Genomic DNA, 25,430 nt, shown 5'->3' with positions numbered 1-25,430 from the left:
TGTGTCTGATTGCGCACCCCCAGGACACGTGCTTGCCTAGAAAGCACCCGAGGCCCCCAGTAGCATGTCCACTGATGTTGAAAACACTGTCATCCAAGGTGAAATGGGCGATCGGTGCCGCTGTGGCACTGGTCCTGCTCGTCGTCGGTTCTATGGCGGCCTACGCCGTGAACTACAAGGACAAAGCTCTGCCTGGCGTGTCCGTTGCCGGCACATCGGTTCAGGGGATGACGCGTGACCAGGTCGAGGCGCATATCAACGACCGTGTCGCCCAAACCGTAGTCACCGTGTCTTTGAACGAACAGTCGGTTGAAACAACTCTGGCCGAGGGCGGCGTTTCCGTGGATGCGGATGCCACTGCGGATGAGGTTTTCAAAGCAAATAAGTCCTTCGGTTCTCAGATTTCTGCGATCTTTTCTAAGAACTCGGTTGAGCCCGTGCTCCTTCACGACAACGAAGCGCTCGAGGCGTTCACAGACAAGGTCAACGAGGCCGCAGGTTCAGACGTCAAAGATGCTGCAGTGTCTCCGTCTGAAGATGGCGCATCTTTCGTAGCAACGCAGGCTGTGACAGGCTCAGGTGCATCCCGAGAGGCTGTGGCCAAGGTCTTGCAGGGTGCTGCCCAGTCTCTGGCTTCGGCGGCTGTCACCATCGAGGCTGAAGAGATTTCACCTACCGTCACAACCGAGAATGCGAAAGCGGTTGCCGACCGCGCAAATGCTTTGGTTGCTTTAGATGTGGTCATTTCTGACGGCATTGAAGAGTTCACAGCAAGCGCTGCAGATAAAGCATCGTGGGTGTCTATCTCGCAAGCCGATGATGGAACGCTGGCTGACCCCTCATTCGATTCGACAAAGATCACTGAATGGGTGAAAAAGACTGCCGCAGCCAGCAATGTTGAGGCCACTAAGGGCATTAACAACGTCAATTCCGAAGGCAAAGTTTTGTCTGTTGCCAAGGAAGGCGTGTCGGGTTGGAGCGTGAATAACGCGGACAAGGTTGCCGAGGCAGTTGTGGCAGCTTTGACTTCAGGCCAATCCTTCACTGGGGATTTCGACTACGACGAGGTCAAACCCGAGTATGAGGAACGCCGTGTGGCCGAAGGTTCGGAGAACCTGGTTTACCAGGCGGGCGAAGGCGAAAAATGGATCGACCTCAACCTTTCTAGCAACACTGTGACCGCATACGAGGGCGGCAAGGCAGTGGGTGGCCCCTTCTATATGGTCCCGGGAGCGCCCGAGACTCCTACCGTGACGGGCACCTACCACGTCTACCTGAAGTACCAGAAGCAGACGATGCGCGGACTGAACGTAGACGGCTCCAAGTATGTGACGCCGGATGTGCCGTGGGTTTCCTACTTCACCGGCTCCTATGCTTTCCACGGTGCCCCGTGGAGGTCGTCCTTCGGTTGGTCGGGGCCAGGTGGATCTCACGGCTGTGTCAATATGCAGGTGGATGCCGCCAAGTTCATTTATGACTGGTCGGAGATGGGCACAGTCGTCGTTTCTCACTACTAAGAGGGGAATAAGCGGCGCATCTCACGTCAATAGGGCTCCCTCGGGTTCCCGAGGGAGCCCTGTTTATTTAGGATCTAACTATGCCCATTGATGGATCTTTGAAACTGTGGATCGGCGGCGCAGCAGCCGTCGTCACCCTCGGCCTCGTCGGAGGCGGAACGGCCTACGCACTGCACTACGACGACGTGGCCTTGCCTCGCACGAGCGTTGCAGGCGAATCCGTGTCAGGCCTGACGCGCGCCGAGGTTGAAGCCCAGATTGCTCAACGTGCCAAAGACACCCTAGTCACCGTTGATGTGGCCGGGGTTGACACGCAGTTTTCTCTGACCGACTTGGGTGTCAAAGTTGATGAAGTCCAAACGGCTGACGCAGTCTTTGCCGCAAACTCGTCGGTTTTGAAGCGTTTTACTGCGCTGGTTTCGGCCACGCAGACTCCCGTTGTTGTGTCAGTTGATGACGCGACCATCGCTGAGCGGGCCGAGGAATTGGCGCGCCACGCGGGGCCTGCAGTAGTTCAGGCTCAGCCTGTTCTTTCCTCTGATGGAGTGTCTTTCACAGTGTCGCCAGGGGTTCCTGGCAAGGGTATTGATGCTGGCGAATTGAAGAAGATCGCGGTGGATGCTGGCGCACAGTTGGTGGCGTCAACCCATGAGCTTGATGCGCAGGATGTGCAGCCAACTGTCACTGATGAGCAAGCAAAGGCTTTGGCTGCTGAAGCGAACAAATTGGTTGCTTCCGCTGTGACTGTTACGGATGGCATTGATACCTTCGAGGCCGATGCGGCGACGAAAGCCGGCTGGATCGTGTTCCCCAAGCCGGTGATCGATGATCCAGCTGGTCAGGAAAGTAGGCAGTCCTCTGATGCGAATCAGTCCGGTGGTGAGGATCAGTCAGCGGACAAGGCACAGTCTGGGGATGTAGACAAAGCAGGTGCGGGTTCTGCACAGGCCCAGCCTGTTGCTGTCCAGACCGTAGTCTCTGGCAACGCTTCTACAGTGGCGTCGGTCGCGGTTGATCCTCAGAAGGTGAGCGAGTGGGTTGAGGCAACGGCCGAGTCAACGAATGTGCCCGCCAAACCCGGTGTTCGCAATGTCAATGCCGCGGGTGAAGTTTTGGTCGAGTCCATCCCGGGAACCAAAGGCCTGCGGGTGATAAACGCTGAGGAGGTTCGCGATGAGATCGTGGCCGCGGTGTCGGCAGGCAAGCCTTATGAAGGAGACTTCGACTACGAGGATGTCGAACCGGAGTTTGAGGACAAGCCGGTGATGGCTGGGCATGAGGGATATGTCTATCCCATGCACGAGGGTGAGAAGTGGGTGGATATCAATCTGTCAGCTTCAACTCTGACCGCCTACGAGGGTCAGACTGTGGTACATGGACCGGTGGCGATGAATCACGGTGGACCGGGATACGAGACTGTGACTGGCACTTACCACGTGTACTTGAAGTACCAGAAACAGGATATGGGGTGCACCCCGGAGTGGCCATATTGCGCAAAGGATGTGCCGTGGGTTTCCTACTTCACGGGGTCTTACGCGATGCACGGCGCACCCTGGGTGTCTCAGTTTGGTATTGGTTCAGACCGGACATCGCACGGTTGTATCAACTTGCCTGTAGGTGAGGCGAAGTGGATGTACGACTGGAACGAGTTGGGCACCGCCGTCGTCACCCACCACTAACCGCTTCCTCCCTTCCCCTTCCCCTCTCCGTTCTCCGCGAGGGACGCCGAAGCTGCGGCGCGCCCTCGTCTTTGCGCACGAAGTACTACGCCAGACGACGTTTCCTTCCCGGCACACTCCTCTTACGCACCACTTCGTGTCAGGCCCAGATGGAGCCCGTGATGCTAGCCGACCGAACCCCTGGCCTACTCAGTAGGAGTACGGGTACTGCTCAGTAGTAGTACGGGTATGCATCCCACTTGGGTGCGCGGTGTTCCAAGAAAGCATCGCGGCCTTCCTGCGCCTCGGCCGTCATGTAGGCCATGCGAGTGGCCTCACCGGCGAACACCTGCTGACCTGCCATACCGTCATCGGCCAAGTTGAAAGCAAACTTGAGCATCCGGATTGCCTGGGGTGACTTCGTCGCAACCGTCGCCGCCCATTCCAAGGCAGTCTTTTCCAGATCAGCGTGGGGAACTGCCCGATTAACCACGCCCCAGCGCTCGGCAGTTTCTGCGTCGTAACGCTCCGCGAGGAAGAAGATCTCGCGCGCTCGCTTATCCCCAGCCTGCCTGGCCAACAGCGCTGACCCGTAACCGGCATCAAAGGACCCAACGTTGGCGTCAGTTTGCATAAAGACCGCGTGTTCCAGGGAGGCAACGGACAGATCAGCAACAACGTTCAGAGAATGGCCGCCTCCTGCGGCCCAGCCTGGAATAGCAGCAATGACAACCTTGCCCATGGTGCGGATGAGCCGCTGCACTTCGAGGATGTGCAGGCGCCCCGCGCGCGCTGGATCCACTTGTTCGCGGCGTTGCGCGGTTTCGGCTGACTCGTCTGCGCCCTCGACCTCGTACCTGTATCCGTCGTTACCGCGCACACGCTGGTCTCCCCCTGAGCAGAAGGAATAGCCGCCGTCTTTGGGGGAGGGGCCGTTTCCCGTCAGGATAATCGCGGCAACGTTGCTGGTCATGCGCGCGTGGTCGAGGCATCGGTACAGTTCGTCGACCGTGTGAGGCCGGAAGGCGTTGCGGATGTCGGGCCGGTCGAATGCGATGCGGACCACCGGCATGTCGGCTCCTTCTGGGCGTCCGTCGAGGGCGAGGCCGCGGCTGATTCCGCGGTGATAGGTCAGGTCTGTTAAGTCGAAGCCCCCGACTTCACGCCAGCGGGTTGGATCGAAGGTGTCGGATACGAAAGGCAGTGCACTCATGGGAGCTAGCCTACTTTCCCGGTTGCGGTGCAGCCCTCATCCGCGAGGGACGCCCATAAGTTTGGCGAGGGACGCCCAAAACTTCCGCGAGGGACGCCCAAGCGTGCTTTACAGAGCCCATACATTCCCAGGGGGCGATTTGCAGACGAGCCGGGCCGTCCTCGACCCAACTCACAACCCCGGCCTCGGCCCAACTCACAACTCTCCGAGGACTTGAGCACCAAAGCAACACCTTGCCAAGCCCAGCTTTGAAGCGACCCCGACTAGGCTAGAGGCCATGGCGCACACAGCACCGCAGGCTTTCTGGCCTCTGACAATCCACTCATGCCAAGGCAATGACGAGCTAAGGTTCGAAGACGATATTGTCCTCGAACCGACCTCACTCGACCTCGATTCGAGTCTGATCGTCGAGGCGCAGGTCGATCCGGCTGATCCTGCGACAGCTCACAGCCTGGCATGGATTGGCGACCGAACCCGCGGCCAGCGAGGCGGACTGCGTTGGCTCGTCAAGTTCCCTTCGCCCCCCGCCCGACCGGGGCAACGGCTGCTGTGGACTATGGCGCTGATCGCTCGTGGTACCGACGGAGTGCTCATCCCTCAAGTTGCGCAGAATGACGGTGCGGTCATCTTGGGTGGGGCCGAAGCTCATGCCGACTCCGCGAACCTCAGCGCAGCAGCTGGAACAGTCGCAAAGAGCGTTGCCTCAGAATCCGCGAGGACAGCAAGCCGACGGGTCCTAGGGATGATCCCCCCAGATTCGGTGTCCGAGGTCGGCCGAGTCTCGCGCTCTTGGCGAGAAACCGTGGACCTAGTTCGTGCGTTGGCACGGCTGGGCTCGGTTGAAGGCCAGACATACGAGGCCGACGTCGCCATTGTTGTCGACTCCGATTCTGCTCGCCACCAGGAGAGGGCCCAAGCGTGGCACCGGACCTTGTGGGAAGCGGGCTTCGCCACAGATATTGTGGCCCGTGATGCTGGTTTAGACGGCTACAAGCTGGTGATCGTTCCAGCAGTCGCGGTAGACGACCCAGTCTTCGCCCGAAATTTGGCTCGCGCCGTGGAGGCAGGGTCCCAGATACTCGTGGAAGGCCCAACCGGAACGGTCAGCCCGGAAGGAAAAACCGTCAGGGGCGGCTACCTTGGTTCGCTCAAGACGCTATTGGGCGTGCGTGTCGTCGGTTGCACAGCGAGCGCCGATCACCCAGCACGAAGTGCCTGGGCAGATGATGCGTCGGCCGTCCTCGTCAATCGGCTGACTCGAGCAGTGGGAACCCCCGCAGCGCAAACATGGATCGGCCTGACCTCGGACTCTTCGCCACTCCTGCGTGCCCTTGATGCAATCGCGACCCCCATGCCAGACTTGCGCGCCGGAACGTGGGTTGAGGACATCTTGCCCGTTGGCCACGGTATTGACCCGGACGACCCCAACCCCTTGTGGCCAGCGAACATCGACATAGTGGCCACCTACGATGGGCGAGGCGCGGGCGCTGACCTCGCCGGCCGACCTGCAGTTACACGACGCCGATCCGATACAGGAGGTGGCGCAGCGTGGTATGCAGCCTGTGACTTGAACGCTGTTTCGCGTGCTGCCCTCGTGCGGGTGTTAGCCGCCCACGCCCGACTCCAACCCGTCCTCGCCGAGTTGCCCGATGGAGTTGAAGCCCAACGTCGAGGAAACATCCTCTTCCTGCTCAATCACGGCGACAAAGCCCGCGAACTGTCCGGAATTAGCGGCACTGACTTAATGTCTGGAGCAGAGTGCACTGGACACGTCCTGCTGGCTCCCAGGTCGGCGCTCGTCGTCGCCCAGACGAGGACGGTCCAATGACCGCTCAACTCACTCGCATCAACCTCGACTCCCTGCCGACGCACGTGCGCCGAGCCCTCGACGGAATTGAGGCCCTGCTCGTCTATTCAATCCCCATGACCACGCGCTTCCGCCGCGTCACTAGCCGCGACGGACTGTTACTGCGCGGCTCAGCCGGCTGGGGAGAGGCCGCGCCATTTTGGGATTACGAGGCCGCCGAGTCCGCACTGTGGCTGCGCGCCGCCCTCGAAGAAGCACGCGAGGGCGTGCCCGCGCCGATCCGCGACCGTGTGCCCGTCAACGTGACGATCCCCGTGCAAAGCCCTGAAGCTGCTTACGAAAGGGTTGTAGCCTCGGGCGAGTGCGCTACCGCCAAAGTCAAGGTTGCAGACCCCGGATCCAGCCTCGCCCAAGACGTGGAGCGCATTGAAGCAGTGGCCGACGCCCTGTATTCAACCGTCGGCAGTACAGCGAGGCTCCGCGTCGATGCCAACGCCGCGTGGGATAAAGATGAGGCCGTTGCATCGATCAACGAACTCAATGCGGCTGCCGCCCAGGTCGGGGGATTGGAATACGTCGAACAGCCCTGCCCAACGGTTGAAGACCTTGCAGCTGTGCGGCGCCGAGTTGACGTGCCTATTGCCGCCGACGAGTCAATCCGACGCGCGGAAGATCCCATCGCCGTGGCCAGGGCCGAGGCCGCCGATATTGCGGTCATTAAAGTTGCGCCCTTGGCTGGCCCATCGCGAGCATTGCAGATTGCTGCAGACACCGGGTTGGATGTGGTGATCTCTTCAGCGTTGGAAACCAGCGTCGGCCTATCTATTGCCGCTCGCACTGCCGCCGCGCTACCAGGAGAACTGCGGGCCTGCGGATTGGCCACGGCTCAACTCTTGGCTGCCGACGTGGTGACCAGTCCGCTGATCCCCAAGGATGGTCAGATTGGCGTGGACCTGCTTGAACCCGACCTGGCTCTGGTCGACTCAACGCCGTGCGAACTCGATATTGTGGGCCGTTGGATCGGCCGTCTGGATGCGATGAGCATGCACCTATTGGCGCGGGAGGCAAAATGATGAGGCAGGACAGCCTTGGGGCGGGCAACCGGTCGGACGAGGCGGCAGCTGGTGAGAACCCCTCGATTCTGGCGGCTTCGATGATCTTGCAGGCCCTTGCAGCGGCCGGAGTGCGCGACGTTGTGTACTGCCCTGGATCTCGTAGCGCTCCCTTCGCTTACGCGTTGGATGCCCTCTTGGGCCGGGGGATCTTGCGCGCGCATGTGCGTCTTGATGAGCGTTCGGCGGCTTTTCTTGCCGTGGGGCTGTCACGTGGTTCGGCTTTCGTAGAGGCGCGCGCCTGCAGCGAATCTGGGATTCTCGAGGGCGTGCGTGCGGCCTCGCCTGTGGCGGTGGTGACCACCAGTGGTGGAGCTGTAGCCGAATTGCATGCGGGCATTGCTGAGGCCTACCATGCGCGTCTGCCAATCATCACTGTCACGGCCGATCGGCCTTTCGAGATGCGTGGAGTTGGGGCTTCGCAGACCACTGATCAGCCGGGAATGTTTGGGTCACATGTGCGTGGCGTGTGGGATGTTCCTGCTGGCGTCGAGGCCGATCATCGGTTGGCTGCAATCGTTTCGAGGGCTGTGGCTGCGGCCGTGGGAGCGCCGTCTGGGACTGCGGGGCCGGTCCAGATCAATGTGGGTTTGCGTGATCCGCTGACTCCTGCCGAGGGGGCCGCCCGGGTGGCCGATGAGCCTCGAATCCCCCTCATTTGGCGTAGTCAGCCGCAGCCTTGTCCGTGGGAGAGGGCGGTTGATGCCCAGTCTGAGACGGTCATTGTTGCTGGTGATGGCGCTGATCTTGAGGCTCGTGAGTGGGCGCGCCGGGCCCGTATCCCGATCCTTGCAGAGCCGACAAGTGGGCTCACTGGTGTTCCCGAAGCCGTTGCTTTCCAGCAGGCGCTGCTGTCGTCCTCGCAGTTAGTTCCCCAAATTCGCCAGGTGATTGTGACGGGGCGTCCGACTTTGTCTCGTCCAGTTTCGGCGCTTTTGGCTAGGCCGGATATTCGCATTGTCGTGGTCGATGGAGCGCCTGAGTGGGCCGATGTTGCTGGTCGCGCTGATGTGGTGGTGGCTGGCCTTGCTGCGCCTAGCTCGTCGTGGTCAGTGCCGGAGGGAGCGCAGGAATGGTTCGAGAAGTGGCAGCAGGAGGCTTCGCGTGTGTCCGAGGCGCTGGTCGGGTTGCCTGAGTTGGCGGAAGATGATGCTCCTTCGGTTGTGTCGATTGCTCGCATTGTTGCTTCGTACACCGACGGTCCGCTGGTTTTGGGGGCGTCTAACTCGGTGCGTGCTTTTGACCTGGGTGTTGAGGAGTGGGCGCTTCGTCCGGTGGTGTCCAACCGTGGGCTGGCGGGGATCGACGGCACAATTGCGACGGCCGTGGGGGTTGCTGTGGCTACTGGCAGGCCGACAACAGCAGTTATGGGGGATCTGACCTTCTTCCATGATGTGGGTGCGTTGTCGATTCCCGAGGACGAGGCCGCCCCCAACCTTGATGTGGTGGTTGTGGATGATCACGGCGGGGGAATCTTCGCCGGACTTGAACATGGTCAAGAGCAATATCGCGATGTTTTTGAAAGGTGGTTTGCCACACCTCAATCGACGTCGATTGAGGGGCTGGCGCGGGCCTATCACTGCGAATATGTGTCGGTAACGTCGAATGAAGCTTTAAGGGAAGTCTTAACCGCGCGTGCTTCAAGAGTGTTCAGTGGTGGGGATAACGGTGGTCGTGGCATTCGGGTGATTCACGTGGTGACACCTCGCCAACCTGATCTTTTCCGTGCAGTGAGGCAGGTCGCACACCCGCGGCCATCGTCACAGCAGACTCTCAGAAAACCTCCAGCGTGAGCTTATGGAACGGGTACACACTTGTTTCATCAAGCATGAATGTGCGTCCTGAAAGAGGCAGTGATGACTGAAGAGAATCCAATCGGACAAACTGGGCAACCGCAGTGGCCGGCGCCCTCGCCCGACCAGGTGTGGAATCCGCAAGGCGAAGGAAACTCGGCTATGACCGAGCCAGTCGAACCCCATGCGTTCGAACCTCGCGTGACCGAACCCCGCGCGTTTGAGCCTCATGCATCGCAGCATGAACCGCAGCCAGCGCCTTCTGCTGGACAATGCGAACAGTCAACCGGTGGCGCTCACGCTGAACAAGCGCTGGCTCGTTGGAGTCAGCCAAGCGCCTCGTTAGATCAGCCTGCAGGTGTAGCTGAGAGCTCAAAGGTCCAACCGGGCTCCACAGCTGATCAGTCGGCGGCGCAGTTGCAACAGGCTAGCCCCCAGAACCAGGCTGTCAGTTCGCAGCCTCAGCCGACCGCGGCGCAGAGCGAGCCCACCGCCCAATGGCACCAGCCCCTCGGACAGTGGCAGCCCGCCGCGGAGCGCTCGACTCAAACGCCTCCCGCTCCGCCCGCGGGACTATCTGCCCCCGTCGCCGTTGGAACCCGAAAATCCAAGAAGAAGTCGAGCCCCGGCTGGCTCGCCTTAACTTCCGCCATGGTCGTCACCGCCCTCGTTTCTGTTGGTGGATCGTGGGCTGTCTTCAACAACCGAGCCAGCACCGCGGGTTCGGCCTCGTCAACAACAACGACGGTTTCGTCTGCAACCCAAGCTCAAACGGTCCAGCCCGTGGAACAGACGGGTCAAAGCGCAGACTGGCAAGCAGTGTCGGCGGCTGTCTCGCCAGCAGTCGTGACGATTGCCGCGTCCTCGTCATCATCATCGGGTACCGGTTCAGGCGTCATTTATAACGCCGAGGGGCACATCGTCACCAACTACCACGTGATTTCCTCGGCGCTGACCGGCGATGGAGCCGTCCAAGTGACACTGGCTGATGGGCGCATTTACGACGCTCAGGTTATTGGCCATGACCAGACGACCGACCTTGCCGTTATTAAATTAATGGACGCGCCATCGGATCTGACGGTCGCCAACTTTGGGTCCTCTTCCGGTCTGGCTGTTGGCGAAGAAGTTATGGCGATCGGCGCACCGTTAGGTCTATCGAACACGGTGACGACGGGCATTATTTCGGCGCTGGATCGCCCCGTTGAGGTGTCAACGCAAGACAAGTCCGAGCAGACCAACCCGCAGGATCCTTTCGGCCAGCTGCCGGGTTTGCAAAGCCAACAGGCCACGACAACTTCGGATTCGGTGATTACCAATGCGATCCAGGTTGATGCGTCGATTAACCCGGGTAATTCCGGCGGGCCTTTGTTCGACGCAACGGGGGCGGTGATCGGCATTAATTCGTCGATTGCATCGATGTCGTCTTCGTCGGATTCGTCGACTTCTGCTGGATCAATTGGTTTGGGTTTTGCTATTCCCGTTGACCTGGTGCGCTCTGTGGCCGATCAGCTCATTGCCACCGGTTCGGTCGATCATGCGGTTTTGGGTGTTTCTGTTAGGACTGCTGGAGTGCAGGTTAACGGCGCGACCAAGGCCGGTGCTGAAATTGCGGAACTGGTCTCTGGTGGTTCGGCGCAGGAGGCTGGCCTTAAGGTCGGAGACACGATCATTGCGGTGAACGGATCGGCGGTCTCGTCGTCTAAGCAACTCACAGGCTACATTCGTCGCTATGTCGCAGGCGACGAAGTGACGATCACCTTCGTTCGTGAGGGCGAGCAGCAGGAAGTGGCCGCGGTACTGCAATCTCAGAGCTAGAAGTTCCCGAGGGGCGTCCCTCGTGGGAAGGATGGGCGTCCCTCGTGGGAAGGATGGGCGTCCTTCGGGAGAGTTTTGGGCGTCCCTCGGCGAAGTTATGGGCGTCCTTCGCGGGAGGGACGAGGGGGACGCAGGCTTAGAGGCCCAGGGCGTCCAGGAGGGGCTTCATTTTGGCTCGGGTTTCCGCCAACTCGGCTTCAGGATCAGAATCAGGCATGATGCCGCCGCCTGCAAAGAGGCGCAAAGTCCGCCCATCATCCTCAAGCTGGCCGCAGCGCAAAGCCAAGGCGAACTCGCCCTCGCCGCCAGCGTCGATCCACCCAACAGGACCCGAGTAGCGGCCCCTTTCTGTCCGCTCAAGCTCACCTAAAAGACGTAAAGCATCTATCCGAGGAGTCCCACACACCGCAGCAGTGGGATGCACCGCCTCGACCGTATCTAACAACCCAATCCCATTGAGCGAAGCAGAAATATCTGTGGCTAGGTGTGACACGTTCGGCAGATCTAAAACGAAAGGTGTGTCGGCGAAACACAGGTCGGAGACAAGGGGGGCCAGCGCATCGACCACTGAAGACACAGCTAGCTCATGCTCGCTGCGATCCTTGGCTGACTCCATAAGGGAATCCCCTGCACCCGGCGCAGCCGTACCGGCCAAGACCCGTGATTCCAAACGACCAGCGTGGGCAGCGCCCAGCATCTCTGGAGTTGCCCCCACTAATCCGTCGACACAAAATCGCCATGTGTCGGGATAAAGATCCGATAGCCGCGACAGCAAGAAACGCTCGTCAATTCGTGTATCCGCCAAAACTGGCAGGTCGCGAGTCATCACAGCTTTCGACGCTTCTCCCGCACGCAGCCGTTCGCTCATGGTCTGAACCGAGGCCGTCCATTCGTCCTGCGTCATCTTTCCCACATCTGTGCGCAATCCCGTCGGAGCTGCTGCAGGGCGGATATGTCCCCAGATATTGCCTAAGATCGAGAGCGGATCAGGCGCGGGCCCCGTCGAGGAAGCACTCACGGCCCATCGGCCGTCCTCGTCGTCAATGATGAGGATTTCTGGGACGGCCAGCACCGAGGGCGTGGAGGGCGAAAAGCCGAAGGAGGCAAACGCTACAGGTACGGCTGGAGCTGAATCTGGAGCCTCCACTGTCGAGGCCTCTGCGAGCTGGTTGAAAGCCCGTCCTGCATCCCCAATGGCATGATCTCCGCCAAATGTGAGGTGGGCTGCGCGTCCAAAACCGACCATCGAACGTTCTTTGGATAACCAGACGAGGGGGGCGGCAGATTCGGGCAGAAGGCTCAGGAGGGGAACATCAGCAAAAGGCAGGTCCGAAGGTACACGGAAGGCCCTGATGTGCAGGGGCGTAGCAGGATCGGACGCTTCAAGCATGCGTCCATCGTAGTCGCAGGTGCGCACCAATCCGGCTCGGCGTGGGATGATGGCGTTATGACTGATGGAGCCAAGGGCGCTTTGCGCGCAGATCTCAACAAGTCCACGACTGACATTGCTTCGATGTTTGACCACGTCGCGCAGCGTTATGACCTCATGGACACCTTGATGACGGGTGGCATGGATCGCGTGTGGATGACTGCTTTGCGCAAAGCGGTGGCACCCAGGCCAGGTGAACGCATCCTCGATGTGGCTGCTGGCACGGGTATTTCTTCAGCAGCTCTTGCAGCCGGAGGGGCTGAAGTCGTGGCCTGCGATATTTCTGAAGGCATGATCGAGGTCGGGCGCCAGCGTCACCCGGAAATCGAATTCGTCCAGGGCAATGCAATGGACTTGGACTTCGAGGAAGCCTCCTTTGATGCGGTGACAATTTCTTGGGGTCTGCGCAACATTCCTGATCCTGCCAAGGCTTTGCGTGAGATGGTCAGGGTTGTGCGTCCGCGGGGACGTCTGGTGGTGTGCGAGTTTTCCACTCCGCCGAACAAGTATTTCCGTTCGCTGTACACCGCTTATCAGTCGACGGTGATGCCAGTGTTGGCCAAGGTTGCCTCCTCTGACGACGTTGCTTATGACTACCTTGTTGAGTCCATTCGGGATTGGCCCGATCAGGTGGCCGTGGGGCAGATGATTCGCGACAACGGTTGGGCCGAGGTCGAATACCGCAATCTCACGGGTGGTATTGCCGCTTTGCATCGAGCCCGCAAGCCTTTGCCGTGACCAGCGTCATGGTCGCAAATTAGGGAACCTTAATCTTTCGGAATTAGGTCCCTCAATCACGTCTCTCATGCCGTTTTTTCCGCGGTAAATCAACGAGGGCGGGCTCGGTTCCTAGATGGCGGCTAAGTGAGGTTAGGGTTCCTAATTGGACCGCGGTGAAGTGCACACCGCGCCACCATGCACATTTGCGCAGCTTCTGGCTGCGTCTGAACCGGGAGGAAGCCTTGGTCCCCGACCTGGCAGGAGACATGTCCGCTGACGTCGTTGTCGTCGGAGCTGGCCCCGCTGGATCCTCCACCGCATATCACCTGGCCGCCCTTGGAATCGACGTCATTCTCCTGGAAAAGAACGCATTCCCTCGCGACAAGATCTGCGGAGATGGCCTGACGCCGGCAGCAGTTCACGAACTCATCCTCATGGGAGTCAACACCATCGGATGGATGAGAAACAAAGGCCTGACCGTCATTGGTGGTGGACACACCGTCACCATGGGTTGGCCCGATTCGAAGTCCCTGCCCGGATACGGAATGACTCGCGCCCGCATGGACCTCGACCATGCTTTGGCTCAACGGGCTGTTGAGGCCGGCGCTCGCCTTTACGAGGGAGTGACCGTAACCGGCGCTCTGACCGACGCATCGGGTCGAGTCATTGGCGTTGAAGCTAAAACGGGACGCGGCGCATCCGCTAAACAACTGACGATCCACGCCAAACTTGTTGCCGACTGTGGGGGAGTGGCTGCCCGCCTGTCAACCCGCCTCGGAATCGAAAAGAAGACGAACCGGCCGATGGGTGTGGCCGCGCGCGCTTACTTCAAGTCTCCTCGTGGCGACGAAGAATTCATGGAATCGCACCTGGAACTGTGGAGCGGCAAGCCACACGAATCTGACCTTCTTCCCGGATACGGCTGGATCTTCCCCATGGGAGACGGCATCGTCAACGTCGGTCTGGGATCGGTGGCTTCGAATGCTAACGCAACTACCCTGCCGTACAAGCAAGTCTTCGAACAGTGGACAGCTAACCTCCCGCAAGAATGGGGATTTACCCCCGAAAACCAGATCGGCACGCTGCGCTCAGCCGCTTTGCCTATGAGTTTTAACCGCAAACCCCACTACAGCTGCGGCCTGGTCCTAGTTGGGGATGCCGGCGGCATGGTGTCGCCCTATAACGGCGAAGGTATCGCACCGGCCATGAAGGCCGGACGCTACGCCGCCGACTGCATCAGCCAGGCCCTTGTCCGTACCTCGCGCGCCGGATTCGACCGAGCAATGAGCCAGTATCCCGAGATGTTGCGCGATGAATACGGCGGCTACTACCAGCTTGGACGCATCTTTGTGGCTCTCATTGAGAACCCGAAGATTATGCGGATGTGCACCTACTACGGTCTGCCCATCCCGCGTCTGATGAAACTTGTTCACAAGCTCTTGTCCGACGGCTATGAGCGTTCAGGCGGAGACTTCGATGACCGTCTGATCACCATGCTCTCCAAGATGGTGTCTGCCGCATGAACGTCAGCACCCGCACCGATCGATTCTGGGAGGAACGATGACGAATCCCTATTTCCCGCTGCTCATTGCGCTAGCAGCCTCCGCAGTGGTGGCCCTCGCCGGATTGGGGCTCTCCCACCTCTTGGGTCCTTCGAAGAAGTCGAAGGTCAAGTCCCAGAACTACGAGTGCGGCGTTGAGCCCACCAGCACCCACCTGCACGAGGGTCGATTCCCCATCAAGTACTACCTGGTGGCAATGCTATTCATCATCTTCGACATCGAAGTCGTCTTCATGTACCCGTGGGCTGTGGCCTTCAACCAGCTCGGCCTGTTCGGTTTGGTCACCATGTTGACCTTTATCACCCTCATCACCGTTCCCTACGCCTACGTGTGGCGCCGTGGCGGCCTGGATTACTGAGGTTAAGGAGAAGTAGCAATGGGTCTTGAAGAAAAGATTCCCGCAGGTATCGCGCTGACCAGCGTCGAGAAGATCCTCGGCCTCGGACGTAAATATAGCCAGTGGCCCGTCACCATGGGTCTGGCCTGCTGCGCCATCGAAATGATGGCCGCCGGTACCCCGCGCTTCGACATGGCACGCTTTGGCCTTGAGGTGTTCCGTGCTTCGCCGCGTCACTCCGACATGATGATCGTCTCGGGCCGTGTCTCCCACAAGATGGCTCCCGTGGTGCGTCGCGTTTACGACTCGATGCCCGAACCTAAGTGGGTCATCTCGATGGGGGCCTGCGCCTCCTCGGGCGGCATGTTCAACAACTACGCCGTCGTCCAGGGTTGTGACCACATTGTCCCCGTTGACGTCTACCTGCCCGGCTGTCCGCCTCGCCCCGAAGCTCTGATCCACGCCGTCCTCGTGCTGCGTGAACAAATCGGCAAGGAGCCGCTGGGTGCACACCGACGCGAGATCGCCCGCAAGGCTGAGCAGGCTGCGCTGGCTGCAACACCGACCCACCAGATGAAGGGACTCCTCGCATGAGCGACGACCTCCAGACTCCCGAAGATCAGAGATTCAGCGCTGACATTGTCCCGCCGGATCGCGCAAAGCCTGAACCCGAACTCGTCGGCACCCGCTCTGGCCTCTTTGGCACAGGATTTGGCACGGATACGACAGGCTTTGACGGTCTAGTCTCCGAATCCTTCCTGCCCGGAGAAGCCATGCGCCCCTACGGCGGCTGGTTCGACACTGTTGTCGACGTCCTCGAAGAACTCATTGCAGCCGACGGCTTGGCCGTTGCCGACGTCATTGAGAAGGTCGTTGTTGATCGCGGCGAACTGACAATTTTCATTGTTCGCGACCACATTGCCCGCGTCGCCAAGTACCTGCGTGACGACCCGGACCTGCGTTTCGAAATGTGCCTGGGCACTAACGGTGTGCACTACCCGGCCGACAAGGGGCGCGAACTGCATGCCATCTACCCGCTGATGTCCATCACTTATTCGCGCACCCTGCGTCTCGAGGTTGTCTGCCCCGACGCCGATCCGCACATCCCCTCTATCGTGGGGATCTATCCGGCCAACGACTGGCAGGAACGTGAAACCTGGGACCTCATTGGAATTGTCTTCGACGGACACCCGTCACTGACCCGCACCGCGATGCCCGACGACTGGGTTGGACACCCGCAACGCAAGGACTACCCGCTCGGCGGCATCCCCGTCGAGTTCAAGGGCGCCACGACCGCGCCCGCCGACACGCGGAGGTCGTACTGATGAGCACTCAAACCTTCCATGCGCCCATCTCTGGCGCAGGCATTAACATCGATGAAATCCCCGAGGTCATGGCCGCGGGCGGCGACTGGGACGACATTCTCAACGAGGTCAAGAAGATCTCCACTGAGCGCATCGTCGTCAACCTGGGTCCTACCCACCCGGCTACCCACGGTGTGCTTCGTCTGATCGTCGAACTCGAAGGCGAAACTGTTCACGAGGTGCGCGTCGACACCGGCTACCTGCACACCGGCATCGAAAAGACCATGGAGTACCGGACCTGGACCCAGGGCACCACACTGTGCACCCGCATGGACTACGTGGCTCCCTTCTTCCAAGAGGTCGCCTACTGCCTCGGTGTCGAAAAGCTCCTGGGGATCACCGATCTGGTTCCCGAGCGCGCCACTATCATCCGCGTGCTCATGATGGAACTGTGCCGCATTGCTTCTCACCTGGTGGCTATCGGTTCGACCGGTAACGAAATGGGCGCCACCACCTTCATGACGACGGCCTTCCGAGGACGCGAGCACATCCTACGGATCTTCGAACGCGTCACGGGCCTGCGCATGAACCACGCGTACATTCGCCCCGGCGGTGTCGCCCAGGATATCGGCGAAGGCACTACCGACTACATTCGCGAACGCCTGCGCATGACTCGCGACGACATTGGTGAACTTGAGGACCTGGGTAAGCAGAACCCGATCTTCAAGAAGCGCCTGTGCGACGTTGCTGTGATGCCGCTGTCAGCTTTGATGGCACTGGGCCACACGGGGCCCGGCGTACGCGCCGCGGGCTTGCCGCTGGATCTGCGCAAGACGGACCCGTACTGCGGTTACGAAACCTACGAGTTCGACGTTCCTGTACGCGACAAGTCCGACGTTTACAACCGTACGATGGTGCGTTTCGAGGAGTGCTACCAGTCGATGCGTATTGTCGACCAGTGCCTGGATCGTTTGGATGCGTGCGAGGGCGAGCCTGTCATGGTGGCTGACCCGACGATTGCGTGGCCGGCGCAGCTGTCCGTGGCCACCGACGGCCAGGGCAACTCCCTTGAGCACATTTCCAAGATCATGGGCAAGTCCATGGAGTCGCTGATCCACCACTTCAAGCTGGTGACTGAAGGCTTCCATGTTCCCGCTGGCCAGGTCTACCAGACCGTTGAGCATGCGAAGGGCATCTTGGGTGTCCACCTGGTATCTGACGGTGGTACGCGGCCGTTCCGCGCTCACTTCCGCGATCCTTCCTTCGCGAATCTGCAGTCCATGGCGATGATGTCCGAGGGCGGCCAGCTGGCCGACGTCATCGTGGCACTCGCCGCTATCGACCCGGTGCTGGGAGGCGTCGACCGATGAGCTACACACCTGAAGTTGAGGCCCGCCTGCGGGCCGAGTCCGCCGAGATCATCGGCCGCTACCCGACGGGCCACTCCCGTTCGGCCATGTTGCCGATGCTCCACCTGGTTCAGTCCGAGGATGGCTACGTGTCCCCCGACGGCATCGCCCTGATCTCAGACATTCTTGACGTGACCCGCGCCGAAGTCAGCGCCGTGGCTACTTTCTACACCCAGTACAAGCGCCACCCCAATGGCGACTATCTGGTGGGTGTGTGCACCAACGCCTTATGCGCGGTCATGGGCGGCGACGACATTTGGGAGGCCGTGTCCAAGCATGTGGGTGTCGGCTCCGATGAAACCAACGAGTCCGGCAAGATCACTCTGGAACGCATCGAATGTAATGCGGCCTGCGATTATGCGCCGGTTGTCATGGTTAACTGGGAGTTCTTCGACAACCAGACCCCTGAATCTGCGATCGCCCTCGTCGATGATCTGGAGAATGGCCGACCCGCACACCCCACTCGCGGCGCAAACGTAGTGCCGACCTTTAAGGAAGTGGAGCACACACTCGCTGGCTTCCTCGACGGACACGAGCACGAAGGCCCCTCGGCTGGCGAACCGACCCTTTTGGGCAAGCGCATTGCCGACGCGAACGGCTGGACCGAACCCGTCGCGGTTCCCGGCTCCGACAATGAGACGAAGGATGGAGGCGCACAGGCATGACCACCTACGCCGCTGCGGGCAAACTCACCCCGATCGTCACCCGCGGATGGGGAGAAGAACGCTCCTGGACCCTCGAGTCCTACCTGTCGCGCGGAGGCTACGAGGGCCTCAAGAAAGCCAACACTATGGAGGCCGCCGACATCGTCGAGGCCGTGAAGACTTCCGGTCTACGAGGCCGAGGAGGCGCTGGCTTCCCCACGGGCCTCAAGTGGTCTTTCCTTCCGCCAGACGATGGCCTGCCCCGCTACCTCGTGGTCAACGCCGACGAGTCCGAACCGGGCACCTGCAAAGACATCCCTACGATTATGGCTGACCCGCACGTCCTCATTGAGGGTGTGGCGATCACCAGCCGCGCGATCAACTGCAAGCACGCATTTATTTACTTGCGTGGCGAGGTCGTGCATGTCTACCGCCGCCTACTCAGTGCTATTAAAGAAGCCACCGAGGCCGGCGTTCTCGGCGATCTGAAGATCACCGCTCACGCAGGTGCGGGCGCTTACATCTGTGGTGAAGAGTCGGCCCTGCTTGACTCCCTGGAGGGACGTCGCGGACACCCGCGCATTAAGCCTCCGTTCCCGGCGGTTGCGGGTCTGTACGCACGCCCCACGGTGGTCAACAACGTTGAGTCCATCTGCCAGGTTGCCGGCATTTTCCGCAACTCGCCCGAGTGGTTCATGTCAATGGGTACCGAGCGTTCGCGCGGACACGGCATCTTCTCCGTGTCCGGCCACGTCAACAACCCCGGCCAGTTTGAGGCTCCTTTCGGCATCACCATGCGTGAACTCATCGAGATGGCCGGCGGCATCCGCGACGGTCACAAGCTCAAGTTCTGGACGCCGGGCGGTTCTTCAACCCCTCTGTTCACCGAGGACGAAATCGATATTCCTCTCGACTACGAGGCCGTCGTCGGGGCCGGCTCCATGCTGGCCACGCGCGCCCTGCAGGTCTTCGACGAAACAACGTCGGTGGTGCGTGTCATCACCCGTTGGTCGGAGTTCTACCAGCACGAATCCTGCGGTAAGTGCACGCCGTGTCGTGAGGGCACCTACTGGATCAAGCAGATCATGTTCCGTTTGGAGAAGGGCCAAGGCCTTCCCGGAGACGTCGACCTGCTTGACGAGATCGCCGGAAACATTGCTGGCCGCAGCTTCTGCCCCCTGGGTGATGCTGCTGCCACGCCCATCATCTCCGGTATTCACCGCTTCCGTGAAGAGTTCGAGGCGGGGCTGACCACGCCCGCCCGTGAACTTTTCCCCTATGAGGCATCCACCGTTTACGCGCGAGGAGGTGTCCGATGAGCGACGCTGCCCAGTTGGTGGACGTAATCATCGATGACGTCCAGGTCAGTGTTCCCCAGGGAACCCTCGTTATTCGGGCCGCAGAACAGGCTGGAATTCGCATTCCGCGTTTCTGTGACCACCCGCTGCTCGCACCGGTTGCCGCTTGCCGCCAGTGCCTCGTCGAGGTTGGTATGCCCGACCGCAACACCGGCGAGTTGCGCTTCATGCCTAAGCCGCAGCCCTCATGTGCTCAGATTGTCACCCCCGGCATGGTGGTCAAGACTCAGCACACCTCCGAGGTTGCTGAAAAGGCTCAGCGTGGTGTCATGGAGTTCCTCCTGATTAACCACCCGTTGGACTGCCCGATCTGCGACAAGGGCGGCGAATGCCCCCTGCAGAACCAGGCCATGACCGACGGACGTGGAGAGTCGCGCTTTGCCGACGCCAAGCGCACCTACCGTAAGCCGTTGCGCCTGACCAGCCAGATCCTGCTGGACCGCGACCGCTGCATTCTGTGTCAGCGTTGCGTGCGTTTTGGCAAGGAAATTTCTGGCGACGTGTTCATCGATCTGCAGGGCCGCGGCGGCGGTTCGGCTCCCACCGATGACCACTACTTCATGGCTGAGCAGATCGGCGGCTTTGACGCCTCGACCCTGGATTTCCACGATCCCAAGGGCAAGGGACTGGGCGATGCGGGAATCTCCGGTCCTTACGGTGATGCCGGCATTATTGGTTCCGTTAACGAGGGCGAGCTGACTGACGCCGACCGTGACGTGTCTGGCCGCGCTTTTGCCTCTTACTTCTCGGGCAACATCATTCAGATCTGCCCGGTGGGTGCGCTGACCGCGTCCTCGTACCGATTCCGTGCACGCCCCTTCGACCTGGTGTCTACCGCTTCGGTGACCGAACAGGACGCTTCAGGTTCAGCCATCCGCGTTGACATTCGTCGAGGAGAGGTCGTGCGCCGCATGGCCGGCAACGAACCGGAGGTCAACGAAGAGTGGATCACCGACAAGGATCGTTTCGCTTTCGAATGGATCAACGAGCAGCGCCTGCGTACCCCGCTGGTGCGCGAGAACGGCGAATTGGTCCCCACCTCCTGGTCTGACGCGCTTGACCGCGTTCGCCAGGGCTTGGAGTCACGCGTCGGCGAGGCAGGATTCCTGCCTGGTGGTCGCTTGACCTTTGAAGATGCGTGGGCTTGGTCAAAGTTTGCTCGCAGCATCATTCACTCTGATTCAATTGATGCGCGTTCACGTTCGCACTCTGAAGAGGAACGGTCCTTCCTCGCCTCCAAGATTGCAGGCTCTGGCCTGGGCGTGACCTACGCCGACCTTGAGAATGCGAACCGCGTGCTGCTGGTCGCTTTGGAACCCGAGGATGAATGCGGTGCGATCTTCTTGCGTCTGCGCAAGTCCATGCGTAAGGGCCTGCAGAAGATCGCAACGGTTGCTCCTTTCACTTCCAATGGTTCACGCAAGCTCAAGGCTGAGGTTTTGCGTGCGGCCCCGGGTACTGAAGTTGAAGTGCTTTCCTCGATTCACCTAGACGGTGAAAACTCCGAGCTTGCTGCCGACCTCTCGGGCGGCATCATCTTGGTGGGTGAGCGCGCCGCTCGCACGCCCGGCCTGCTGTCTGCCGCTGTCGAGTTGGCCGAACGCACGGGTGCTCGTCTCCAGTGGGTACCGCGTCGATCCGGCGAGCGCGCAGCCGTCGAGGCCGGCCTGCTTCCCGGCCTGCTGCCCTTCGGGCGCATGGGTTCGGATGGTTCTGCCCACGAATCCCTTGGCTGGGGTACCGCTCCGACAGCTCGAGGCTTGGACGCTGCTGGCATGCTTGCCGGCGCCGTTGATGGCACCGTCGGCGCCCTCGTCGTTGGTGGCGTTGACCTGCGCGACTTTGATGATCCCGCAGCTGCCCGCCAAGCCTTTGAAAAAGTTCCCTTCCTCGTCTCCCTGGAAGTGCGCGTCTCCGAGATCACCGAGCTTGCCGACGTGGTTCTGCCTGTCGCACCGCCGCTGGAAAAGAACGGCACGTTCATTAACTGGGAAGGCCGTCTGCGTCCCTTCGGCCAGGCTGTTTCTGCCCGTTCCCTGACCGACCGCGACGTACTGGTTCGCTTGGCCGCTGAGTTCGGCCAAGACCTGGGCATCGAAACCCTAACGGACCTGTACGACGAAGTGAACCCGCTGATGAGTTGGACGGGTCGGCGCGCCGACTTCGCCGCCAACGCCGCTGCCGCGCTGACACCGGTTGCTGCTGGTCAAGCAGTTCTGGCTACGCACAAGCCGATGATTGATGCGGGGCGCCTCCAAGACGGCGCCCCCTGGCTGGCCGGTTCTGCCCGCCGCCCGGTCGCCCTCGCCTCGGCCGCTACCTTGGCCGCCGCAGGTGTAGCCGAGGGCGCGCAGATTGCGCTGACCACGGATCGTGGCTCAATCGTCCTGCCTGCTGCTACGGCGGACCTTCCCGATAATGTCGTGTGGGTTCCCGAATGTTCTGCAGGCTCCCTCGTCCACCAGTCCCTCGGCGCAACCGGCGCCGTCGTGGCACTGCGCTCCACTGAGGAGGTGGCCCGATGAATCTGACGACCCTGGCGGTCCCTGACTACGCGCCCGCAGATTTCTCCGAAGAAACCTGGTGGCTGTCGCTCATCAAGGTGATCTTCGTTGTTGTCTACCTGATCCTCAGCGTCCTCATGGCGCTGTGGGTTGAGCGTCGAGGCCTGGGCCGCATGCAGTCGCGCCCCGGCCCCAACGTGGCTGGCCCCCTGGGCCTGCTGCAGGCTTTTGCCGACGCCCTCAAGATCTTCATGAAAGAAGAGATCTGGACGAACAAGGCCGATAAGTTCCTCTACTTCTTGGCACCCTGTATCGCCGTGTTCTCCGCTTTCTCGATCTACGCGGTCATCCCCTTCGGCCCGAATGTGCCAGTGTTTGGCCACTCCACACCGCTCCAAGTTGCCGACAGCCCCATCGCAGCCCTGTACATTCTGGCTGTGACAGCCGTTGGCCTGTACGGCATCGTTCTGGGCGGTTGGTCCACCAAATCGACCCTGCCGCTGTACGGTTCGGTTCGTTCTTCTGCCCAGGTGATCTCCTACGAACTGTCCATGGGCATGGCCCTGGTGTCCGTGTTCCTTATGTCCGGCACCATGTCGACCTCGCAGATCGTGGCCGCCCAAGGCCAGGTGTGGTGGGCGTTCGCGCTGATCCCCGCGTTTGTCGTCTACTGCATTTCGGCAATCGCTGAAGTCAACCGCCTGCCCTTCGACCTTCCCGAGGGTGAGGGTGAGATCGTCGCCGGACACATGGTTGAGTATTCGTCGATGAAGTTCGGCTGGTACTACCTGTCCGAATACATCAATATGCTCAACGTGTCCGCGGTTGCCGCCACCATGTTCATGGGCGGCTGGCACGCTCCGTGGCCGCTGTCCCACATCGACTTCCTCAACGACGGATGGTGGGGCATCCTGTGGCTGACCATCAAGATCTGGTTCTTCATGTTCCTGATGATCTGGACTCGAGCATCCCTGCTGCGCATCCGCTACGACCAGCTCATGAACTTCGGATGGAAGTGGCTCATGCCCATTGCCCTCGTGTGGCTGGTGGCCGTCGCCATTGTCCGAGGTGTCACCAACTGGGTTGACGTCTCCCTGCCCGTCATGGGCGGCGTCATCGCCGCGATCTTCGTGATCCTCATGATCATCTTGTGGGTGACTGACAAGGGCGAAGAAGAACCTACAAGCCCAGCGGATGAGGAGTACACCGGCTTTGCCGATGGCTTCCCAGTACCGCCACTGCCCGGCCAACAGCCGGTGAAATCCCCGCGCGCCGGTCGTGAACCGATCATGGCCACCGCCATCGAGGAGGGAAACGATGAGTAAGACCAACGAGTCCGAACACATGCGCTACTCGCAAGACCCCAAGGGCCCGATCGGGGAATTCTTCGCCCCCTTCGCTGGCTACGGCGTGACCCTCAAACACTTCTTCATGAAGACGGTCACCGAGCAGTATCCGAGCGAACCCGCGCGCGTCATGCCTCGCTTCCACGGACGCCACCAGCTCAACCGCTACGCGGACGGCCTCGAAAAGTGCATTGGATGCGAATTGTGCGCCTGGGCTTGCCCAGCAGATGCGATTTTTGTTGAAGCCGCTTCCAACACTCCGGAAGAACAGTATTCGCCGGGCGAACGCTACGGCCGTGTCTACCAGGTCAACTACCTGCGCTGCGTCTTCTGTGGAATGTGCATTGAGGCGTGCCCCACGCGCGCCCTGACCATGATCAACGACTTCGAGATCGCCAAGTACACGCGAGCTGACGACATCTACGAGAAGCAGGACATCCTGGCTCCTCTGGCCGACGGCATGCTGGCAGCCCCGCACCCCATGGTTGCTGGACTGAATGACGGCGACTACTACCGCGGCGAGGTTACTGGACCGACCCAAGCCCAGGTTGACTGGGTTAAGGAACACCGTCCCGACGATCCGTCGCTGGCCACCGCTAAACCTGTCACTGAGGAGGTCAGTCGATGAACGGCCTTGGTTCCTGGCCCACCATGGGCTCAGTGGGGGAGATGATCTTCTTCTGCTGTGTCGCAGTCGTCATGGTCTGCGGGGCGCTCGGAGTGCTCTTCTTCAAGAAAGCTGCTTACGCGGCCATCTCAATGGTGGTCGTCATGATCGGCCTTGCCATGCTTTACTTCGCGCTGCAGGCCCCTTTCCTGGGCATCGTTCAGGTGGTCGTCTACACCGGCGCGATCATGATGCTCTTCCTCTTCGTCATTATGATGATCGGCCTGGGAGCGTCCGACGACTATTCCATTCAGCGTCGCGGCAACATTGTTGCAGCCGTCCTGGGTGGTCTCGGTTTTACTCTGCTGATCTTCATTGTCATCAGCCACACCACCATGAATGGCCCCGGAGAAATCGCTGTCGACCCCTACTCGAATGAGCCGATCACCGGACTGGCAGCCACACTGTTCTCCAAGCACTGGCTGGCCATTGAAATTGCTGACGCTCTGCTCATTACTGCAGCCGTTGGCGCCATGTACCTTACTCACACGGATCGCCTGGCCCCCAAGCTCAGTCAGCTCGGCGTCGCCAAGGCCAAGATGCGTGCCTTCGCCGAATCCGGTGGCCGCATCGGCCAGCTGCCTTCGCCTGGCGTGTACGCCAAGTCCAACGCTGCTGACGTGCCGGCAATCTCGGGTGAAACCCTTGAACCCCTCGAAGAATCGGTGCCTCGCGTGATTCGCGTGCGCGGCCTGGAACGCACCCTGGGACAGGTTGACCCCGAGGTCGCTCAGTCCCTCATGCTGGCCCGCGCCGAAGAAACCATCGATTCGCCCTTCTCCCACGAAGCTTCGGCGGCTGTGCCGCTGTCGGGAGCGTGGGGTATGCCCGGACCCGGTGCTCCTACCGGCCTCGATCAGCCCATGGCCCCCTCCTTCGACGTCACAGACGTTGCCGAGGTCGAGGCCGCCTCGAACCAGGAGGAAGAGAAGTGACACTGGCCTGGTACCTGATCCTTGCGGGGATCATCTTCTCAATTGGCGCCACCATCGTCGTGGTGCGCCGCTCCGCGATCATCTCGCTGATGGGTGTCGAGCTCATGCTCAACGCTGCCAACCTCGCCTTCGCGACCTTTGGGCGCGTCCTGGGTGACGTCAGCGGTGAAATCATGGCGTTCTTCGTGATGATCGTCGCCGCAGCCGAGGTCGTGGTCGGCCTCGCCATCATCGTGTCCATCTTCCGTTCTCGTTCCACCACGAACGTGGACGACGTCAACCTGCTGAAGAACTGAGGGA

At 60.6% G+C, this 25,430-nt stretch carries 21 protein-coding genes; 19 read left to right on the top strand and 2 right to left on the bottom strand.

Going from position 1 to position 25,430, the window contains the following annotated elements; all coding sequences use genetic code 11:
* The first annotated feature begins 74 nt into the window (after positions 1-74).
* Together G439_RS0107410 and G439_RS0107405 are read left to right on the top strand one after the other, a co-directional pair.
* The gene (locus tag G439_RS0107410) at positions 75-1,517 is read left to right on the top strand and encodes a L,D-transpeptidase (protein WP_022868550.1); all 1,443 of its coding nucleotides are present in this window, start codon (positions 75-77) and stop codon (positions 1,515-1,517) included.
* A gap of 80 nt (positions 1,518-1,597) precedes the next feature.
* Positions 1,598-3,196 (top strand): L,D-transpeptidase family protein, encoded by a 1,599-nt coding sequence (locus G439_RS0107405; protein ID WP_022868549.1) that lies wholly within the window; start codon positions 1,598-1,600, stop codon positions 3,194-3,196.
* Positions 3,197-3,407: 211 nt separating this feature from the next.
* Here the strand turns inward: G439_RS0107405 and G439_RS0107400 are convergent, their stop codons facing one another.
* Positions 3,408-4,388, bottom strand: a complete 981-nt coding sequence (locus tag G439_RS0107400; protein WP_022868548.1) for a 1,4-dihydroxy-2-naphthoyl-CoA synthase — start codon at positions 4,386-4,388, stop codon at positions 3,408-3,410.
* 277 nt (positions 4,389-4,665) lie between these two features.
* Between G439_RS0107400 and G439_RS11525 the strand changes: the two genes are divergently transcribed.
* The 4 genes from G439_RS11525 to G439_RS11515 all read left to right on the top strand — a co-directional run bounded on the left by G439_RS11525 (position 4,666) and on the right by G439_RS11515 (position 10,915).
* Positions 4,666-6,216: a beta-galactosidase trimerization domain-containing protein gene (locus G439_RS11525; RefSeq protein WP_022868547.1), complete on the top strand. Its 1,551-nt coding sequence runs from the start codon at positions 4,666-4,668 to the stop codon at positions 6,214-6,216.
* Positions 6,213-7,268, top strand: a complete 1,056-nt coding sequence (locus tag G439_RS0107390) for an o-succinylbenzoate synthase (protein WP_022868546.1) — start codon at positions 6,213-6,215, stop codon at positions 7,266-7,268. Before G439_RS11525 ends, G439_RS0107390 begins: the two co-directional genes overlap by 4 nt.
* Complete coding sequence (gene menD / locus G439_RS11520) at positions 7,265-9,100, top strand: 2-succinyl-5-enolpyruvyl-6-hydroxy-3-cyclohexene-1-carboxylate synthase (protein ID WP_131333578.1); 1,836 nt, start codon at positions 7,265-7,267, stop codon at positions 9,098-9,100. Before G439_RS0107390 ends, menD begins: the two co-directional genes overlap by 4 nt.
* Before the next feature lie 63 nt (positions 9,101-9,163).
* Positions 9,164-10,915 (top strand): S1C family serine protease, encoded by a 1,752-nt coding sequence (locus G439_RS11515; RefSeq protein WP_243442565.1) that lies wholly within the window; start codon positions 9,164-9,166, stop codon positions 10,913-10,915.
* A gap of 136 nt (positions 10,916-11,051) precedes the next feature.
* Here the strand turns inward: G439_RS11515 and G439_RS0107370 are convergent, their stop codons facing one another.
* A complete protein-coding gene (locus tag G439_RS0107370) occupies positions 11,052-12,305 on the bottom strand; it encodes an isochorismate synthase (RefSeq protein ID WP_022868543.1) in 1,254 nt (417 codons plus the stop codon).
* 57 nt (positions 12,306-12,362) lie between these two features.
* Here G439_RS0107370 and G439_RS0107365 point away from each other — a divergent pair, with 57 nt between their 5' ends.
* From G439_RS0107365 to nuoK, 13 genes are all read left to right on the top strand, one after another.
* On the top strand, positions 12,363-13,082 hold the full coding sequence (locus G439_RS0107365; protein WP_022868542.1) for a class I SAM-dependent methyltransferase: 720 nt from the start codon (positions 12,363-12,365) through the stop codon (positions 13,080-13,082).
* Between the two features lie 248 nt (positions 13,083-13,330).
* Positions 13,331-14,587 carry a geranylgeranyl reductase family protein gene (locus G439_RS0107360; protein WP_022868541.1) on the top strand — a complete coding sequence of 419 codons (1,257 nt, stop codon included), beginning with the start codon at positions 13,331-13,333 and terminating at the stop codon, positions 14,585-14,587.
* Positions 14,588-14,624: 37 nt separating this feature from the next.
* Positions 14,625-14,984 (top strand): NADH-quinone oxidoreductase subunit A, encoded by a 360-nt coding sequence (locus tag G439_RS0107355; protein ID WP_022868540.1) that lies wholly within the window; start codon positions 14,625-14,627, stop codon positions 14,982-14,984.
* 18 nt (positions 14,985-15,002) lie between these two features.
* A complete protein-coding gene (locus G439_RS0107350) occupies positions 15,003-15,557 on the top strand; it encodes an NADH-quinone oxidoreductase subunit B (RefSeq protein ID WP_022868539.1) in 555 nt (184 codons plus the stop codon).
* Positions 15,554-16,288, top strand: a complete 735-nt coding sequence (locus G439_RS0107345) for an NADH-quinone oxidoreductase subunit C (protein WP_022868538.1) — start codon at positions 15,554-15,556, stop codon at positions 16,286-16,288. Before G439_RS0107350 ends, G439_RS0107345 begins: the two co-directional genes overlap by 4 nt.
* A complete protein-coding gene (locus G439_RS0107340) occupies positions 16,288-17,637 on the top strand; it encodes an NADH-quinone oxidoreductase subunit D (protein ID WP_022868537.1) in 1,350 nt (449 codons plus the stop codon). The genes G439_RS0107345 and G439_RS0107340 overlap by 1 nt, the downstream gene beginning before the upstream one ends.
* A complete protein-coding gene (nuoE, locus tag G439_RS0107335) occupies positions 17,634-18,341 on the top strand; it encodes an NADH-quinone oxidoreductase subunit NuoE (protein ID WP_022868536.1) in 708 nt (235 codons plus the stop codon). The genes G439_RS0107340 and nuoE overlap by 4 nt, the downstream gene beginning before the upstream one ends.
* A complete protein-coding gene (nuoF, locus tag G439_RS0107330; RefSeq protein ID WP_022868535.1) occupies positions 18,338-19,639 on the top strand; it encodes an NADH-quinone oxidoreductase subunit NuoF in 1,302 nt (433 codons plus the stop codon). Before nuoE ends, nuoF begins: the two co-directional genes overlap by 4 nt.
* Positions 19,636-22,203 (top strand): NADH-quinone oxidoreductase subunit G, encoded by a 2,568-nt coding sequence (locus tag G439_RS0107325; protein ID WP_022868534.1) that lies wholly within the window; start codon positions 19,636-19,638, stop codon positions 22,201-22,203. The genes nuoF and G439_RS0107325 overlap by 4 nt, the downstream gene beginning before the upstream one ends.
* Positions 22,200-23,507: an NADH-quinone oxidoreductase subunit NuoH gene (nuoH, locus tag G439_RS0107320; RefSeq protein WP_022868533.1), complete on the top strand. Its 1,308-nt coding sequence runs from the start codon at positions 22,200-22,202 to the stop codon at positions 23,505-23,507. The genes G439_RS0107325 and nuoH overlap by 4 nt, the downstream gene beginning before the upstream one ends.
* Complete coding sequence (gene nuoI / locus G439_RS0107315) at positions 23,500-24,156, top strand: NADH-quinone oxidoreductase subunit NuoI (protein ID WP_022868532.1); 657 nt, start codon at positions 23,500-23,502, stop codon at positions 24,154-24,156. Before nuoH ends, nuoI begins: the two co-directional genes overlap by 8 nt.
* Positions 24,153-25,130, top strand: a complete 978-nt coding sequence (locus G439_RS0107310) for an NADH-quinone oxidoreductase subunit J (protein WP_022868531.1) — start codon at positions 24,153-24,155, stop codon at positions 25,128-25,130. Before nuoI ends, G439_RS0107310 begins: the two co-directional genes overlap by 4 nt.
* Positions 25,127-25,426: an NADH-quinone oxidoreductase subunit NuoK gene (gene nuoK, locus G439_RS0107305; RefSeq protein WP_022868530.1), complete on the top strand. Its 300-nt coding sequence runs from the start codon at positions 25,127-25,129 to the stop codon at positions 25,424-25,426. The genes G439_RS0107310 and nuoK overlap by 4 nt, the downstream gene beginning before the upstream one ends.
* Positions 25,427-25,430 lie beyond the last annotated feature (4 nt).

Source organism: Schaalia vaccimaxillae DSM 15804 (genome assembly GCF_000420425.1).
GTDB lineage: Bacteria > Actinomycetota > Actinomycetes > Actinomycetales > Actinomycetaceae > Pauljensenia > Pauljensenia vaccimaxillae.
The sequence above is the reverse complement of the archived record's forward strand: the minus strand, read 5'-3'. Positions and strand labels throughout refer to the sequence as shown.